Here is a 14915-nt window from a genome sequence, read left to right as displayed (position 1 = left end):
TATTTTTTACGGCGGGCAATGAGAGACCAAGTTGGAGCAGAGTTACGCTGACTGCAGCGGCTCCAACGGCCGCTGCAATAGCATTTCAGGAGGGGTGATTTTTAGCCGCTAAATGAGATTGAGGCGATAATATAAGTGAAATAGAAAGCCCCATTAATAAATAGCATCCACACTTTCAGCTTTTTGTTTCTGGCGTTGATCCACAGCCAGAATGCCGATGAAAGCGTAATAAACACCCCGATCAGCACTTCATGCCGGGGTTGCCATGGCGTCAATAATATCCCGATGGCGGGTAATATGGTGCCTTGGAAAACCATTGCGCCGGTAATATTGCCTAATGCCAGAGTATCCTTCCCTTTGCGTATCCATAGAATGCTGTTCACCTTCTCTGGCAATTCGGTCGCAATAGGAATGATAATCAATGAAAGTAGCAACACAGAAATGCCAAGCTTTTCCGATACTGCGGCCACACCGTCTATAAAGCCTAAAGCCCCTGCCACCAATACGCCCAAACCAATTAAGGTTTGCAGGATGATGGTAAATAGCGTGGTGGGCAATCCTACCCGGGATAAGAACATAACGTTATCTGCCGCGGTTCCATTGCCTTCAGCCACTAATTTTTTCGATGCGTGTAAGGTTTTTACAATGTAGGTGACGTAAAGCAAGACCAACAATACGCTGACGCCCATCCTGGCGATTTTCATCTCCACGGGAATGAACAAGGCGATTGCGGCCAATACAAAAGCCATCAGGAAGAAACGCGTATCCCGTATAAACCCCGTGGGCTCAGGGGTGATAGACCCGTTAATACCCCGCCGTCTTACCACGGCCAGCGCCATCAAAAAGATCGACAGCGTAGACAGCATCAGCGGCGCGCCCAATATCGCCCCCACGCCAATCTCTTCGTTAACATTAGCCGCCGACGTGCCGGCAACCAGGGCCAAAATGGGTACCATGGTTTCAGGTAAGGCGGTACCAATGGCGGCAAAAAGCGATCCGGTTACCCCTTCAGAGATCTTCAACCTTTCGCCAAGGTGCTCCAGGGCATTGGTGAAAATTTCAGAAGCAATCAAGATGATGACTAAGGATATCGCGAGCTGAAAAAATGACAGCGTCATCCTTTAGCCCTCAGTTTGCCCGGCTTTTTGGTGAGGTAATTTGAGAGTAAAACAGAAAAAAGGGTCATTATGGAAATACCGACTGGACGTAGCAAACCATGGTGTAATATTCCTCGTCCAATCCAAAAGAAATATTACCCCTATGGTCTCGCCAATCTGATCGACGGATGTGCCACAGCAACTTGCTGAGTATGTTGACACATCCTCCTTCTTGATGAAGGAAGGCTACTCCCCAAATGAGTGGGGCAAGCTTAGTCGAACTGTCATGGCGCTGTCAAAGTCAATGACTCTGCCGGTCTTTCACCAGGCGCAGCGTTTGATAAATCGTCATCAACCGCTGGACTAATTCCGTGTGGTTATTGGAACGAATACGCTCGGGTAACTCGTTTAACCCTGCAGACAGCTGCACCAGGCCAAAGCCATTTAGCGCCTCGGCCAACGTTTCCACCCGCTCAATCCCACGGCCTCCTTGATGCCGGATCCCCTGCTGTAACCACTGAGCCAGCAACGTTTCAGTGTCTGCCAACGCTTGCTGCATACCTGAACGCTGTTGCAGATCGGCCTGGCGTTCCATCGGGAAAGGCTCAGCCTCATCGGCGCACAGCGAGAATATCTGGGTGTCACTGGCTACGGCCAATGGCTCGATAAACAGCTTGCCTGACTCGATCTTCACCCTGCCTGAAATCAACCGTGGCGGAGTTGCTGGTGTGAGCATTGCCCTGGCCAATGCCTCGGTAGCCTGAGGGGCGGCACTATCGTAATTTAGTGACACCGTCACCAAATTGTCATCACGATCCTCTCCGCTTAAGATATCAATCTGCAGGCACTGCAAGGCCGGGTCCCAGCACCAGTCGAGCACCTCGCTAACCGGTAAGATATGCAGCTGTTCGATCGGCTGTCTGGGGCGTACAAAATCCGGCAATACCTGCTGGAGATGACGTTTCAGCGCTGCCGCATCAGGCTGCCTGAGCGGTTCCCCCAGCAGCTCCCACGCCCGGGAAGAGAGCGGCAACACGCTGGTATATTGCTTACCGCTGGCAATGTCTAACGCCCCGTTTGCCCGGCGCTTGGCGGCATTGGTGATCACCTGGCAGGCCGCCAGTTTTTTTACCGGGTGGCCGGCAATCCTGCGGCTGCCTATCGGCGTCGCCACGCCTTGTGGATCGCTATTTTTAGGCCACTGACGTTCAATGACCATCAGCGCCTGGGAGTCCGGGTCGGTGTAGATCAGATCCACCCCTTCCTGCAGCTCGTCGGCCCAATAACGCGCGCCGAGTGATACCAGTTTCAGATGTTCCAGTTGGATCTCACCTTTGACGCCCAGGCCAAGAATTTCTGCCGCCGGAAGGCGTGGTAAGGCTTGCTGCTGCGCCTGTTGGTCCATGCACCTGGCCGCGACTAACCGGGCGGAAAGCCCGCTGATGCGCTGCAAGAATTCGACCGGATGATAGCGGCTTGAACGATTATGCTGATCGGCCATCCCTTGCTGAATATCCGCCAGGCTTTCACTAACCCAGCGCCACTGAAGCTGCTGGGCATGGCGACTCACTTCCGCCATCAGCGGTTTGATGGCCGTCTCTGGTTGGCTGCTGCCGTCCGCCCACAGCTTGAGCAGCAATTTATCCAACGACGTTTGTAATAGCACCGCTTCTGACTGGTCGAATAAGGCGTTTGCCTGCGCCTTTTCGCCGTCGGGCAAGCGGATTTGCAGCGTTAACTGCTCAAAGTCTGGCTGGCTGATCTCGGCCTGCTCAAAACCCCAGACCGCCATCACAATATGTTCGCAAATCGTCTCCTGAATACAGTCACAGCGTGCATGGGCCAGGCTGTTGCGGGAGAAAAATCGCACGTCACACATCGGTAAACGCGCAGACGGAGTGGCTTGCGCCCCGCTGCCTTTGCTCAACTGCACTACGACGCTGCCTTGGATCAGCTTTTTAGCCCGGCTAATGACCGAGAGCGGGACATCACTAAGCTGTTCACTAAATCTGGCCGGTGACCAAGCCGGTGCAGATTCTTGCGGCTGAGCATCGTCAGCTTCTGGGGGCAACCCGGTAGCATGTAACGCCTGATAGGCCAGGACCAGCGTGACCCGATGGCGGCACATGCTGCTGGCCGGGCAGCTACAGGTCGCATCCCGCAAGGTTTTTCCTGGCGGAAAAGTGACTTGGTTGCCGTCGCCGAACTTGGCCTCAATACAGCCGTCGTCACGCTCTGTCAGTTCAGGCAGTTTTCCTTCGGCGACCTCTTTCTGCGCGCGCTTGACGAAGCCCGCGTTGCTTAACGCCATCAGGGCTTCCGGCGTGAGTTCGAGTAAATCGGAACGTTTAGTCATCCTTGTACCTTTTCTGCCAGCCAGGCCGCCAGTTCGCCGGGCGTCATGGCGCCAATTTGTGCGCCGACCGCGACCAGTCGGTTAGCCATGTCACGATCGTATTGTGGGTTGGCCTGGTGATCTAACGCTGCCAGCCCCAGCACTTTGGCTCCGGCCTGAATGCAGGTACGCACCCGCCGTACCAGCTCGCTCTCGCTGCCACCCTCGAAGAAATCGCTCAGCACCACCACGATCGTGCGCTGGGGATTGGTGATGCAGGACTGGGCATAGCCCACCGCCTTGGCGATATCGGTGCCGCCACCTAGCTGTACTTTCATCAGCAATTCAACCGGATCGCTGACGTCTGCGGTCAAATCCACCACCGCGGTATCAAAGGCGACCAGCCGGGTTTGCATGCCCGGTAAATTCCACAGGCAGGCCGCCATCACTGCGGCATGGATCACCGAATCCACCATCGAGCCACTCTGGTCTACCAGCAGGATGATGTCCCAACGTTCACTATGGCGTTTAACCCGGCTCATAAACGCCGGGGTTTCGATAAACAGCTTGCCGTGCTGTGGGCTCCAGCGGTGCAGGTTATCGGCAACGGTACGTTTAAAATCAAAGTTGCGCGCCACCTTGACCTGCGAGGGACGGCGCCGGTCGCGGCTGCCGGAAAATGACTGGCGCACGTCACGTGCCAGGCGTTCCATGATCCGCCGAACCACTTCCGCCACCAATCGGCGTGCGGCGGCCAATACCTGCGGGTTCATCAAGTGTTTGGTGTGTAACACCGCTTTCAGTAACGCTTCCGAGGGTTCAATACGTTCCAGCACGTCAAGATTGGTGACCACATCGTCAATGCCGTAGCGCTCAACCGCGTCCACTTCCAACCGTTCAATCACCTCTTTCGGGAACAACTGATGAATTTCATTAATCCACTCAGGCGTAGTCAGGTTGGACTTACCCAGGCTGGCTCCGCGCTCACCGCGGGCCAAACGTTCCGGATCCCGGCCATACAGCCATTCCAGGGCGCTATCAACTGAGCGATAGTGATCGTCTAATTCACCCAACGAGGCTTCGGCGGCTTCGCCTAACAGCAAGCGCCAGCGCTGTAACTCTGGAGTTAATTGATTTGCCATTACGCCAGCCCCCATTGGCCAAGGATTTCCAGTGCCCGCTTTTCGGCCTGTTGCATAGCGGCAATCTCCTGCGGCGTTGCGGCAGTAATTTCACGATTTAATGACGAAACCGGTAGATGGCTCGCCTGATGGAGTTCCAGTATCTGGCGGGCAAACTCACCGCGCTCCCTTGGTGGCAGCCAGGCAAATGCACCGCGCATCGCGGGTAAGGCCAGCAGGAAGTCTTCGTCGTCCAGTGCGGTAACCAACTGGTTCAGGCCGTCAACAAAGGTTAAATCCTGGGTCAACTGGTGGCGCGCCAACGCAATCAATCCGCTGAGCGCATCACCCATTTTATTGGCTGCCAGGGTGGCCAGCAGCGCTAACGGCTGTGCGTTCGGTGATGCGGTATCAGGCTGGGTGTCATTCAGGCTGAGTAATGCGCCCAATGCCGCACCACGGCTAAGCGGATCGGCATCGGTAGACGCGGCTTTTCTTTGCCAAACGGTGAGCGCGCGATCGGCTTCCAGCGCGGGAAATAACGTATTGCGGTCGGCATCAGGCAGCGCGAGCAGATCCCGCGTCACCAAGCGGATCGCCTGAAATGCCGCAATGTGCCGATGGCTGTCGGCGGGGTTCACGCTGCCATAGCTTTCACATAGCCATAACGCGCGGTCGAAGGTTATCTGGATCACCGTCAACAAGATCGCTGATCCTTGCATACCTACGCTTTCACCGTGGCGATAGAGCGTGTGGGCCGCTTCCAGCGCCAAGCCCAGGTCTTCAAAGTTCCCTTCCTGGCTCACCGCCGCAGTGAGCTGTTCTACGACTCGGCTACTGAAATCCGCCAGACCGGCCAACGCCGCCTGATTCAGTAATTTAACCAGCGCTACCACCATCCCCTGGCTACCGTGCAGCTCCAGCAAGGCTTCTTCCAGCTTGGCCAGTGCCGCATCGGCCAGCGTAGCGCCGTAGGAGGCCGCCTCAATCAGCGCAGCAACCTGCTCAAGCGGCGCACGAAGCTGCCAGTGTTCGCTCATCTCGCCAGACATGGCTTGCCCAACACCCTTCAGGCAGTGGATTCCCGGGATCGTCAATAGCGATAACTGATGCAGGGCTCTGCTGCGCTGGCGATCTTCAGGTTTAAGCAGGTCGAGTTTGACCTCCGAGGGAATGGTTATCGCCAACCGCGCTAATTCGAGTTCCAGTGAAATCAACAACGGCGGACGTGGCGTATTGGCTGCCAGCTTGCCGTGAGACTCCCCTGCTAAAACTGCCATCATCTGCACCAGGATGGGCTCGGTTCCTGGCCGTAAAGGACCGCGATAGGTCCACGGCAGCGGGACATCCATCGCCTCTTTCACCAGCGAACCGGCCATGGCATCCAGCCAGTCATTGCGTAGTGGCAACTGGTGGCCGCGCAGCCGCGCAAGTGCCTGAACCCGTAGATAAACCGCGCCCATATCGGCGGTAGACGCCGGTAGGTTTAGCTTGCGCAGCCGTTCAAGTATGCGCTGGAAAGCGTATAGCCCGGCCTGCTCCAGGCCAAATTCCCACACCCACTGCTGGAACGCCGGTGACGGCATGCCCGAGGCATAGCCGGTGAAAGCATCCAGCCGCTTATAGCTGTAGGGCACCAAATAAGAGCCGGTGGTGTATTGAGTGTCGCCTTGCCAATCGTCAAAACATTGGCTTATAGCGGGCAGTTCAGGCTCATGTTCTTCACTGGGGAGGTTTTGCCACAGCTTCATCAAGGCGGGTGCGTGATAGCCGCCACATACCACTAACACGGCCCCATCCTGTTGATCCATGGCCCAGCGGATCCAACGGGCCATCATGGCTTCACGATCCTGGTTGCCCTGCGAACCGGGAACCTCTCCGCGTAACCGTTCGAAATAGTGGCTTAGACGTTGCTCCAACTCCTGCACATCGCACTGATCTTCAAATAACCGATCCCAAAGCGCATCGCGCCCCTGAATGCCCAGCTCCAGGCTCAGTGCCTGTTCAAAATCCTCTGCCCGTTGCTGCTGTTCGGCATCGGCTAAATCGGCGTAGCGGTTAGCAATATCGGCAAACGCAGCATGCCAGGCCGGCAGATCCATAAAGCGTATTTCCGCCTTGATCACCCGCGCTTGTTGCAGCGCCTGCCACTCTGGAGAATGCTCGGCAAACGGTGACCACGAACCTCTGCGCACGCCCTGCCCAGGCTGTTGCGGCACGCCATAGCTAAAGATAGCCAGCGGCAGCTTATGGGGCAAAAATAGCTCATCGAGCCGGGAGTTGAAGTCCATCGGCCCTTCTATCAGCACGTAGCGCGGTTTTAGCGTGTTAATTCTCGCCGCTACCAGCCGGGCACAGGCCGGGCTGTGGTGGCGGATACCGATGATTTCCGGTGATTTATTCATTACGCAGCGCCTTTAAGGCAAACGGTGTCTGGCTTGGTAATAGGCCCGCCAGTGGTTACCGGGCTTTTTCGCGACCTTCTGCTCAAAATAGCGCCTGAGTTTTGCCCGATCGTCCGCATTGTCTTTGACCACCGTCCCGGCGATACACTCCACCAGGTCGGCTGGCTCACCGCTGCGCTGTTCAAGAAACCATGCCCGCACTCCTACTGCATGGGCCACGTTCACCGCCTCGGCGGTCGACATCACGGCGGTTAACCGATCCATGGCGCTATCGCCGCCTTTACCCGCTGATTTCTCACCGCCGCGCAGATCGCGGAAGGTGGTGACCAGCAGTTCCAGCACCTCAACGGGGACGGTATGAGGAATGGCGCTCTTTTCCAACAGCCGGTTGGACGCCGTAGCCACCAAATCCAGTTCCTGTTGAAAATCCATAATCGGAAATACGGTCTCAAAATCAAAGCGACGCTTCAGGGCGGCACTCATTTCATTCACGCCACGGTCACGGGTGTTGGCGGTGCCGATAATGTTGAATCCTTCCTGCGCATACAGCAGGTTATGGTCATCATTCAGCTCGGGGATGGTCATCACGCGATCGGACAACATACCTAGTAGACAGTCCTGCACTTCCAGCGGCGCACGAGTGATCTCTTCAAAACGCACGATTTTGCCGTCGCGCATGCCCTGATAAAGCGGTGCTGGAACCAGCGCTTTCAGCGAAGGCCCTTCGTTGATCAGCATGGCGTAGTTCCATGAATACTTGATCTGATCTTCGGTAATCGATGCCCCGCCCTGGATCGTCAGGCTGGAGGTGCCGGAGATGGCGGTCGCCAGTAGTTCAGACAGCAAGGACTTGGCCGTGCCCGGCTCACCGACCAACATCAGGCCGCGGCCAGTCGCCAGCGTAACCAGCATCCGCTCAATCGAGGCCACGTCGGCGACAATTTTGCGCTCAATGCCTAACTTTTCGTCACCCAGAATAAAGCGCCGAGCGGCATTCAGGCTAAGTGCCCAGCCCGGTGGGCGCGGCTGGTTATCCAATTCTGCCAACAGGGCAAGTTGTTCTGCGTATTGAATTTCCGCTGGTGGCCGCTGCATTTTTTGTTGTTCAGACATAGGGATGGATTCTCTTGGTAGGCGGTACGATCCCGACATGCGTCGGGATCAAGGCAAGCTTAGGCGCGCAGGGCTTCCATATCGCGGATCAGTTCGCTAATGACGATGTCATCCACAATAGTGAACGGTTTGCGCTCTTCGGTTCGCTGCCAGTAATACTGGCCGTCGTCGATCACCACCGTCTCCAGCGTCTGTTCAGGGTATTCATCGACCATGCCCACAATAATGCAGGGGTCAAACGACAGGCTAAACCCTAACCGACGATCGATAGGTTTGATAAAGTCCATGATCGCGCCGCCGTCCTGGGCATCGCCACGGCGCCAGCCTTTGTTAGCCAGCCCAAGAATACGGCCAGTGGGGACTACGGCCCCTTTCCAGCGCAGCAGCTCACGGCTTTCACGCTCTTGTTCGGTCAGGCTGTAGGTATCGCGGCCCAACTGCACGAACGGTTGCAACAGTTCATAATCGGCAAACAGTTGGCCGAAGCCTGCCGCCTGGTGCTCAGGCAACTCCAACGCGTGCGGAATACCAATGCGCACGTTATCGCCCTGCGGCAAGGCGTATTCGTCATCTTCTGCGGTGGTCAGGCTGCCGTCTTCGGCAACGCGGAAACAGTCCACCAATTTGCCGCCATGAGTAGAATCATCGTCCACCAGATACACGCCCCAAGCCAGGCGTTGCACCAAGTGGCGTACCAGAGGATGGCGCACCAAGAACAGTTCGAACAGCTCAGGGGTCCAGCGGCGGCGCTGGCACATGGCAATTTCCAGGCGCACCACTTGCTGGGCAGCCACAGTGCGGGCATCTTTTTTCAGCAGCTTGAAGATGTTTACCGCTTCGTTGGCCAGTTCCTGATTATCGGTCTTTTTCGGCTTCGGCAGATCTTTCAGGCGGGTGCCATCCATATCGCGCACGAACGGTTTGAGTGTTTCATCGAAGCTGACGGTAAACTGGCGTTCGCCGAAGTCCAACCGCAGCGAGCCGTTTTCATCCAGCCCTAAATCCGGCGCTAAACGGTCTTCCAACTCCTCAATGGTTAACTCGCGGGCTTCGGCAATGGCCGCAATCTTTTCCCTTGCCCGATCCTGCAAGCCTTTAAATTTGACCTTCTGCGCGATGCCGTTGAGCAGCATCAGCGCCACGTCGGATCCGATCTGATTCAACACTTCCAGGCCGTTAACCGCCCGCTGATGCTGAGCCTCTCCCGGCCAGGCACGAATAAACGGCGTGAGCTTGCGTGCGGTGTCATCGGTACCAAACAGGCCCAGAGACATAAATGCCCAGCCCTCTTTGGACGGTGCCGCAGCAAATAACCATGCCGAGAACATATCCCAGGCAAAGTCCGCCAGTGAGTCTGGATCGCAAGCCTGTTTCACTTGATAGATCCCTTCATACAACCCTTCACTTACCGGGAAGCGCAGCATGGTTCCCAAGTGTTCCAGCGCGCTGTCCGGCAAGGCTTTTTTACTCGCTTTCAGTAACGGACGACGCCAGCCAGCGGGTTGATAAAAGTCAGGAGATTTGCTGATTTTACTCGGGAAGCGATCGAGCGGATCTTCATCCAGCATAGCGCGCAGTGCGTCGGTTACCTCTGGATTGCCGTAAGCCTCACCGGTCTGCATAATCAACGCTTCGTGCCCCTGCGTGGCCAGCATCCGTAACGCCGAGGTTGCACAATCTTTGGCTTCCCCTTTTTTCCCCAATGCCGCAGGGATCAGGCCGATAGCGCTGTGTTGCGGATATTTACACAACCACTGTTGGGCTTCGCTACGCAGCGTTTTCAGCTTGAGGTAGGCACGGGCAATCAACGGGGCCAATTCGCTGGCGCCCACGTGGCCCCAGACATTGGTCAATTCTGTTGGGCGAGAGCGTACCGCGTTGATCAGGCCAGGTAGCGCTGCTTCACCAAATTTGGCCACCATATACTCCTCACCGCTGCATTGGTGAGTAGACAAACTGTTCCATAAGGCCAGTGCCATCTCATCGGGCAACAGCGAGGTAAAGCGCATACTAAAGTTTGACCAACTGGTTTGTTCAAGCTGAGCCTTCCAGGCGTCGATCAGGCCCTGGGTATCGCGGTTTCTAATGGCAATGGCTGCCGTTTCGTTCTGGCTCTTTCTGTTACCTGACTGATAAATCTGGAAACCCAGCTCATTGGCCAGCGTATTCATATTTTTTGCGGCAGCCTGATAGCGTTTTTCTTCCCAGCCATTCAGCGCTAACCACCTTTTTTTCTCTTCATCGGTTAAATCGAGTACCGGTGCCAACACCTGTGGCTCAAGTGCCAGGACTGCCGCTTCGCGTTTTTTCTTTTTCTGTAGCCAAGGCGGGCTGACCAGCACCAGGGGTAAATCAGCCTCATCGGCTAATTCAACCGGGCCAGATACGCGGGCAATCAAATCTTGCACTTGAGTTTGCGCTGCCCCGCTCATCCAGGGCAGTAACTGGGCCACTTGTTCAGGATTGGCCAGCAGCAGATTGCTTAAGCAGGCGCTCAACATGCCGCTATCTTTGTTGTTAGAGGCCAACAGCTCGGCAAGCGCCGGGATCGATGCCCGTGGCCAGCGGTGTGCGGCGTCGATAAACCGCGCCAGAAACGCTTTACCCTGACCGGAAACCTGCGCAAGTGCGGTAATTGCCGCCGGTGTACCAATACAGGCGAGAGCATCACCGGTAAGGGTGATTTCCGGCTGGTAGGCCAGGATTGGCACCGCGTTAACGCCGCGCTCTGCAATCAGCGTAGCGATACTAAATTCACAGTTAAGGAATGCAGCGTGGCGATAGGTAGAACGGCTCATTACGCCTAACGACTTCAGAACAGCCTCGTCGGTGGCGACCAACTGTAGCCATGGCGTGACGTCACTATCCCCCTGTTGGAGCAACTCACCGGCTAACCGGTTCGCGATATCTGGGCGTTCAGGCAGTAACAAGGCAATCAACGGCTGGCGGCTAACATGCAGCTGTGGCAAGCCCGCGAGCAGTTTATCCACGCAAATCTGCCATTCGGCCTCATCGGCACAAGCCAGGAACTTACGGAAATGCAGCTCAGCGCAGCTATAAGGGGACATCCACGAGCCGCTTAGCGGATCTGCGATATCTGTATTGAGGTAGTAACTGTGCTTTTGCGCATCGCTATCCCAGTTTGATTCAACACAGATCCCTTGCGCCATTAGCAGCACATCAATCGCGTACGGCAATCCCTTTCTGGCCACTAAAAAGTCGGTAATATCCGTCTTGTTGTCGCCGTAATAACGGTTGGTACCGGCATTGCATGCCAGGGCAAACAACACCGCATCTGACTCAATGGTGCCATCCATCTGTTGATCGGCCAACCGTTGCCAGCTTGCAACATAAGTCTGGCGCAACTCCGCAGACGAGGAGTCAAAGTCAGTCTGAAAATCGTCACTTTTATAGAGGTGGTTGCGAAGCTTGATCCAGCTCTGCTTATCGTTTAGCTCTGGTTTTTCGCCCGGATGGGCTCGGTTGGCCAATGCCTGAACGCTTAAATTCTTCGGTAAGGAAATCGGTTCACCATTGGCTAACCACGGTGGTGTTTCGCCAGCAGGTTTGGCGATGTCCGAAGAGATAACGGATTGCGAGAGTATGGTGGCAGCAGAGACCTGAGGCGTACTTTCTGCTGGGGTATCGCTTATTGGCTCAGCGCGGGGTTTTTCTGCTGGTTCAACCTTCGGTTTTGGCGCTGTGGCGCCAATGGTGGCGTTTTCATCAATGGCAATTTCAACGTAGCCTTTGCCGGTTTTTTCCTTCACCAGCTTGGTCATGGCAGCCGAGGCCTTGGCTTCGTTATCAAAACTCTTGGTCTGGCTTTGCCCTTGCGTACCAATCTTGCCCCAGCGCAGGTTTAAGTCACTGTCCGACTGCTCGATTTGCCAAAATTTGTTTGATTTATCATCTTTGAATTCGAAATGACGCACCGTTGTCTCCCTGGGGATCAATTATCCATAAAATAACGCGTGGGATTAAGTTATCAGATATTTAGGCTATGAATAGGGGGACCACATGGAATTTGGGAAAAACGCCATGCGATCAGATGGATGACAAAGCGGCAATGCTGCAGAATTGGTAACAGGCGGACTATTCACCCCAAGCTAATTATTAACGGGCGCAGCATGCAGCGCCCCTACATACTGAGCGGGTTGACGTTTATCAGCAGTTCAAATGCTCCCAATTTGGGACCACTTGATCAGTATGAGCACCCACTTTAGTGCTGGCTGATGGCTAAAGATAAGAGTGAAGTTGGATCACCCGGCTGACCACTTCTAATGCCTGTCGCAGGGTTGGCAGCGGCAGCGAACCCAACGCCAAACGCAGGGCATGTGGCACATGAGCAGAGGTAGCAAAAGGTTCTGCGGTAGAGAGCGAAATACGCTCTTTTAACAAGGCAGCGGCGATGCGATCCGCCCTGACCTCCTCTGGCAAGGGCACCCACAAAAAATACGAATCAGGATGGCCGATATAGTTCAGCTCGCTCAGTGCTTCCCTGGCGATTGACTGACGTAACCGGGCATCTTGGCGTTTTTCGTCTTCAAGCCGCATAACGGTGCCGTCTTCGATCCACTCACACAGAATCGCGGTCATGATCGCCGGGGTATTCCAGGTGGTTGCCCTGATGGCTCGTTCCAATGCGGGGATCCATTTTTCCGGGGCAGCCACTATGCCAACACGCAACCCGGTCGCGACATTCTTTGAAAAACCGGAAATATATACCGTGTATTCAGGGGCTAGAGTTGCTAACGGCAATGGCGGTTGCTCTGCCAGATAGGCGTACGCGGCATCCTCGATGATTAGCAGCCCATGTTCGCGAGCCAGCGCCACCAACCGGTGCCTCTGTGGCTCGCTCATCACCCAGCCAAGCGGATTATGCAGCGTTGGCATGCAGTAAGCGGCTCGCACCGGGCGGCGCTGGCATAACCGTTCAAGTTCCGCCAAATCAGGGCCATCGCTCAACGCGGGAATGGCGACCAACTCAAGATGGTAGCTCTCGGCCAGGATTTTAAAACCCGGATAGGTCAAGGCATCAACCGCGACCACGTCGCCCGGTTGCAACAGCCCCATCACGGTGATGGCTAACCCTTGTTGAGCGCCATTTACCAGCAAAACGTTCTCTGCCGCCAGGTTTAAGCCACGGTGGTTCAGATGTCTGGCTACGACCGCCCGCTCGTGTGGCCGACCTGCATGGGGTTGATAGCGTAGCAACGCGTCCAGATCACCGGAGGAAGCCAACTGACGCAACGCTGCTCTCAGCAATTCGCTTTGTGACGATAGCGTCGGGTAATTGAAGTTCAGATCGAGCATGTCCGTGGCGACGGCTTGCTGATCGATGCCCAAACCCGGCGGCAACGAAATCTCCCGGACAAAGGTCCCCCGACCCGCTTCCCCGCTGACTAACCCCATCGCTTCAAGTTCCGCATACACCCGTGAGGCAGTGACCAACGACATGCGTTCCTGGGCGGCAAGCTGGCGATGAGTGGGTAAACGAGTCCCTGGCGTAAGACGCCCTGCGCGAATATCAGCGGCAAAACTATCGACCAGCGATTTGTAACGGGCTCGTGCCATAGCAACTTGTATCCATGACAATTTTTTGATTGTCATGATTTTGCGGCATAACATGCCGATCCACAATCCTCCAGCGTCGAAAATAAGGGTGTCCCATGCAGGTGAAGATCGAGCAAAATAACGCCAGCGGCTGGCTCAATGGCTTTTTGGGCATGGTGATCTTCAGTGGTTCACTCCCCGCCACCAGAATCGCCGTGCTCAGTTTTGATCCTCTATTTCTTACCGTCGCTCGTGCTTCTATCGCGGGTCTGTTCGCGTTCCTGCTGTTAGGGCTGTTTAAACAACAGCGGCCACGAGGCGATCAGGTATTCTCCCTGATGATCGTTGCATTGGGCGTGGTAGTGGGCTTCCCATTGTTGACCGCGTTGGCGTTGCAGCATGTGACTTCGGCCCATTCCATCGTCTTTCTCGGCCTGCTGCCCTTGGCCACCGCGATATTTGGCGTGCTACGGGGTGGTGAGCGCCCTCGTCCCGCTTTCTGGCTCTTTTCCATTATCGGCAGCCTGTTGGTGATGAGTTTTGCGTTTGCTCAGGGAGTGTCCGCTTCGCTGACCGGGGATTCCTTAATGCTGGCTGCGGTGGTGGTTTGCGGGTTGGGCTATGCCGAAGGGGCTAAACTGTCGCGAGAGCTGGGAGGCTGGCAGGTGATCTGTTGGGCTCTGCTGTTGGCATTACCCGTGATGCTGGCGACCTCACTGCTGCTGATACCCTCATCCTTGGAGGCTATCCGCCTGCCAGCCTGGATAAGTCTGGCCTACGTTTCGCTGTTCAGCATGCTGATCGGGTTTATCTTTTGGTACCGGGGTCTGGCTCAGGGCGGTATTGCCAGCGTCGGCCAACTGCAATTGCTGCAGCCCTTTTTTGGCCTGGCGCTGGCAGCAGGCTTACTGCATGAACCCGTCAGCCTGCTGATGTTGGCCACCACGCTGGGGATTATCCTCTGCGTGGCGGGATCGCGCCGATTCGCTAAATGATCGGATCACTTCACCTTGGCCATCAGCGATTCACCGATAGCGTAGAACTGCCCACCGGCAATATAGTGCAGGCTTCGTAGTGCAGGTTCGGCGGTGTCAAAATGCCAGTGGCCATCTTTAAATACCCGCGTATCGGACCAGGCCCCGGTTACTTCGCCAATAAACAGATCGTGGGCCTGCTGATTATGGGGCTCCGGGATCAGCCGACACGCCAGCCAGGCGGGTTAGGCTGGGCCAGATACATCATCGTAGCTCGGCCGCGAGCCATTGTGAAAGAGATGTCGGTGGCAGCC

8 protein-coding genes, 1 pseudogene and 1 riboswitch are annotated in these 14915 nt (G+C 55.8%); of the genes and pseudogenes, 1 reads left to right on the top strand and 8 read right to left on the bottom strand.

Annotated features, from left to right (window positions below):
- Positions 1-101: 101 nt before the first annotated feature.
- The 7 genes from ACMV5I_RS00480 to ACMV5I_RS00450 all read right to left on the bottom strand — a co-directional run bounded on the left by ACMV5I_RS00480 (position 102) and on the right by ACMV5I_RS00450 (position 13648).
- A complete protein-coding gene (locus tag ACMV5I_RS00480) occupies positions 102-1118 on the bottom strand; it encodes a sodium:calcium antiporter (RefSeq protein WP_414823403.1) in 1017 nt (338 codons plus the stop codon).
- A 150-nt stretch (positions 1119-1268) separates the two neighbouring features.
- Positions 1269-1365: riboswitch (yybP-ykoY riboswitch) on the bottom strand.
- Between the two features lie 33 nt (positions 1366-1398).
- Entirely contained in the window at positions 1399-3453 is a 2055-nt protein-coding gene (locus ACMV5I_RS00475; protein WP_414823402.1) for an SWIM zinc finger family protein, read from the bottom strand.
- The gene (locus tag ACMV5I_RS00470; protein WP_024530986.1) at positions 3450-4574 is read right to left on the bottom strand and encodes a VWA domain-containing protein; all 1125 of its coding nucleotides are present in this window, start codon (positions 4572-4574) and stop codon (positions 3450-3452) included. Before ACMV5I_RS00470 ends, ACMV5I_RS00475 begins: the two co-directional genes overlap by 4 nt.
- Positions 4574-6958 (bottom strand): DUF5682 family protein, encoded by a 2385-nt coding sequence (locus ACMV5I_RS00465; RefSeq protein ID WP_414823401.1) that lies wholly within the window; start codon positions 6956-6958, stop codon positions 4574-4576. The genes ACMV5I_RS00470 and ACMV5I_RS00465 overlap by 1 nt, the downstream gene beginning before the upstream one ends.
- Before the next feature lie 12 nt (positions 6959-6970).
- Positions 6971-8071 (bottom strand): ATP-binding protein, encoded by a 1101-nt coding sequence (locus tag ACMV5I_RS00460; RefSeq protein WP_209527243.1) that lies wholly within the window; start codon positions 8069-8071, stop codon positions 6971-6973.
- 59 nt (positions 8072-8130) lie between these two features.
- The gene (locus tag ACMV5I_RS00455) at positions 8131-12006 is read right to left on the bottom strand and encodes a DUF4132 domain-containing protein (protein WP_414823400.1); all 3876 of its coding nucleotides are present in this window, start codon (positions 12004-12006) and stop codon (positions 8131-8133) included.
- Positions 12007-12310: 304 nt separating this feature from the next.
- Entirely contained in the window at positions 12311-13648 is a 1338-nt protein-coding gene (locus ACMV5I_RS00450; protein WP_414823399.1) for a PLP-dependent aminotransferase family protein, read from the bottom strand.
- Between the two features lie 95 nt (positions 13649-13743).
- Here ACMV5I_RS00450 and ACMV5I_RS00445 point away from each other — a divergent pair, with 95 nt between their 5' ends.
- Complete coding sequence (locus ACMV5I_RS00445) at positions 13744-14622, top strand: DMT family transporter (RefSeq protein ID WP_414823398.1); 879 nt, start codon at positions 13744-13746, stop codon at positions 14620-14622.
- A 5-nt stretch (positions 14623-14627) separates the two neighbouring features.
- Here the strand turns inward: ACMV5I_RS00445 and ACMV5I_RS00440 are convergent.
- A pseudogene (locus tag ACMV5I_RS00440) lies at positions 14628-14843 on the bottom strand (flavin reductase family protein); the annotation flags it as partial.
- Between the last annotated feature and the right edge of the window lie 72 nt (positions 14844-14915).

The sequence above is a fragment of the Serratia sp. T13T92 genome, from assembly GCF_047530105.1.
GTDB classification, from domain to species: Bacteria; Pseudomonadota; Gammaproteobacteria; order Enterobacterales; family Enterobacteriaceae; genus Chania; species Chania fonticola.
Note: the sequence above shows the minus strand (reverse complement) of the source record. Positions and strands in the feature narration are given on the sequence as shown.

Coding starts and splice junctions, on each gene's coding strand:
- ACMV5I_RS00480 (WP_414823403.1), bottom strand. CDS start 1,118: ATGACGCTGTCATTTTTTCAGCTCGCGATATCCTTAGTCATCATCTTG.
- ACMV5I_RS00475 (WP_414823402.1), bottom strand. CDS start 3,453: ATGACTAAACGTTCCGATTTACTCGAACTCACGCCGGAAGCCCTGATG.
- ACMV5I_RS00470 (WP_024530986.1), bottom strand. CDS start 4,574: ATGGCAAATCAATTAACTCCAGAGTTACAGCGCTGGCGCTTGCTGTTA.
- ACMV5I_RS00465 (WP_414823401.1), bottom strand. CDS start 6,958: ATGAATAAATCACCGGAAATCATCGGTATCCGCCACCACAGCCCGGCC.
- ACMV5I_RS00460 (WP_209527243.1), bottom strand. CDS start 8,071: ATGTCTGAACAACAAAAAATGCAGCGGCCACCAGCGGAAATTCAATAC.
- ACMV5I_RS00450 (WP_414823399.1), bottom strand. CDS start 13,648: ATGGCACGAGCCCGTTACAAATCGCTGGTCGATAGTTTTGCCGCTGAT.
- ACMV5I_RS00445 (WP_414823398.1), top strand. CDS start 13,744: ATGCAGGTGAAGATCGAGCAAAATAACGCCAGCGGCTGGCTCAATGGC.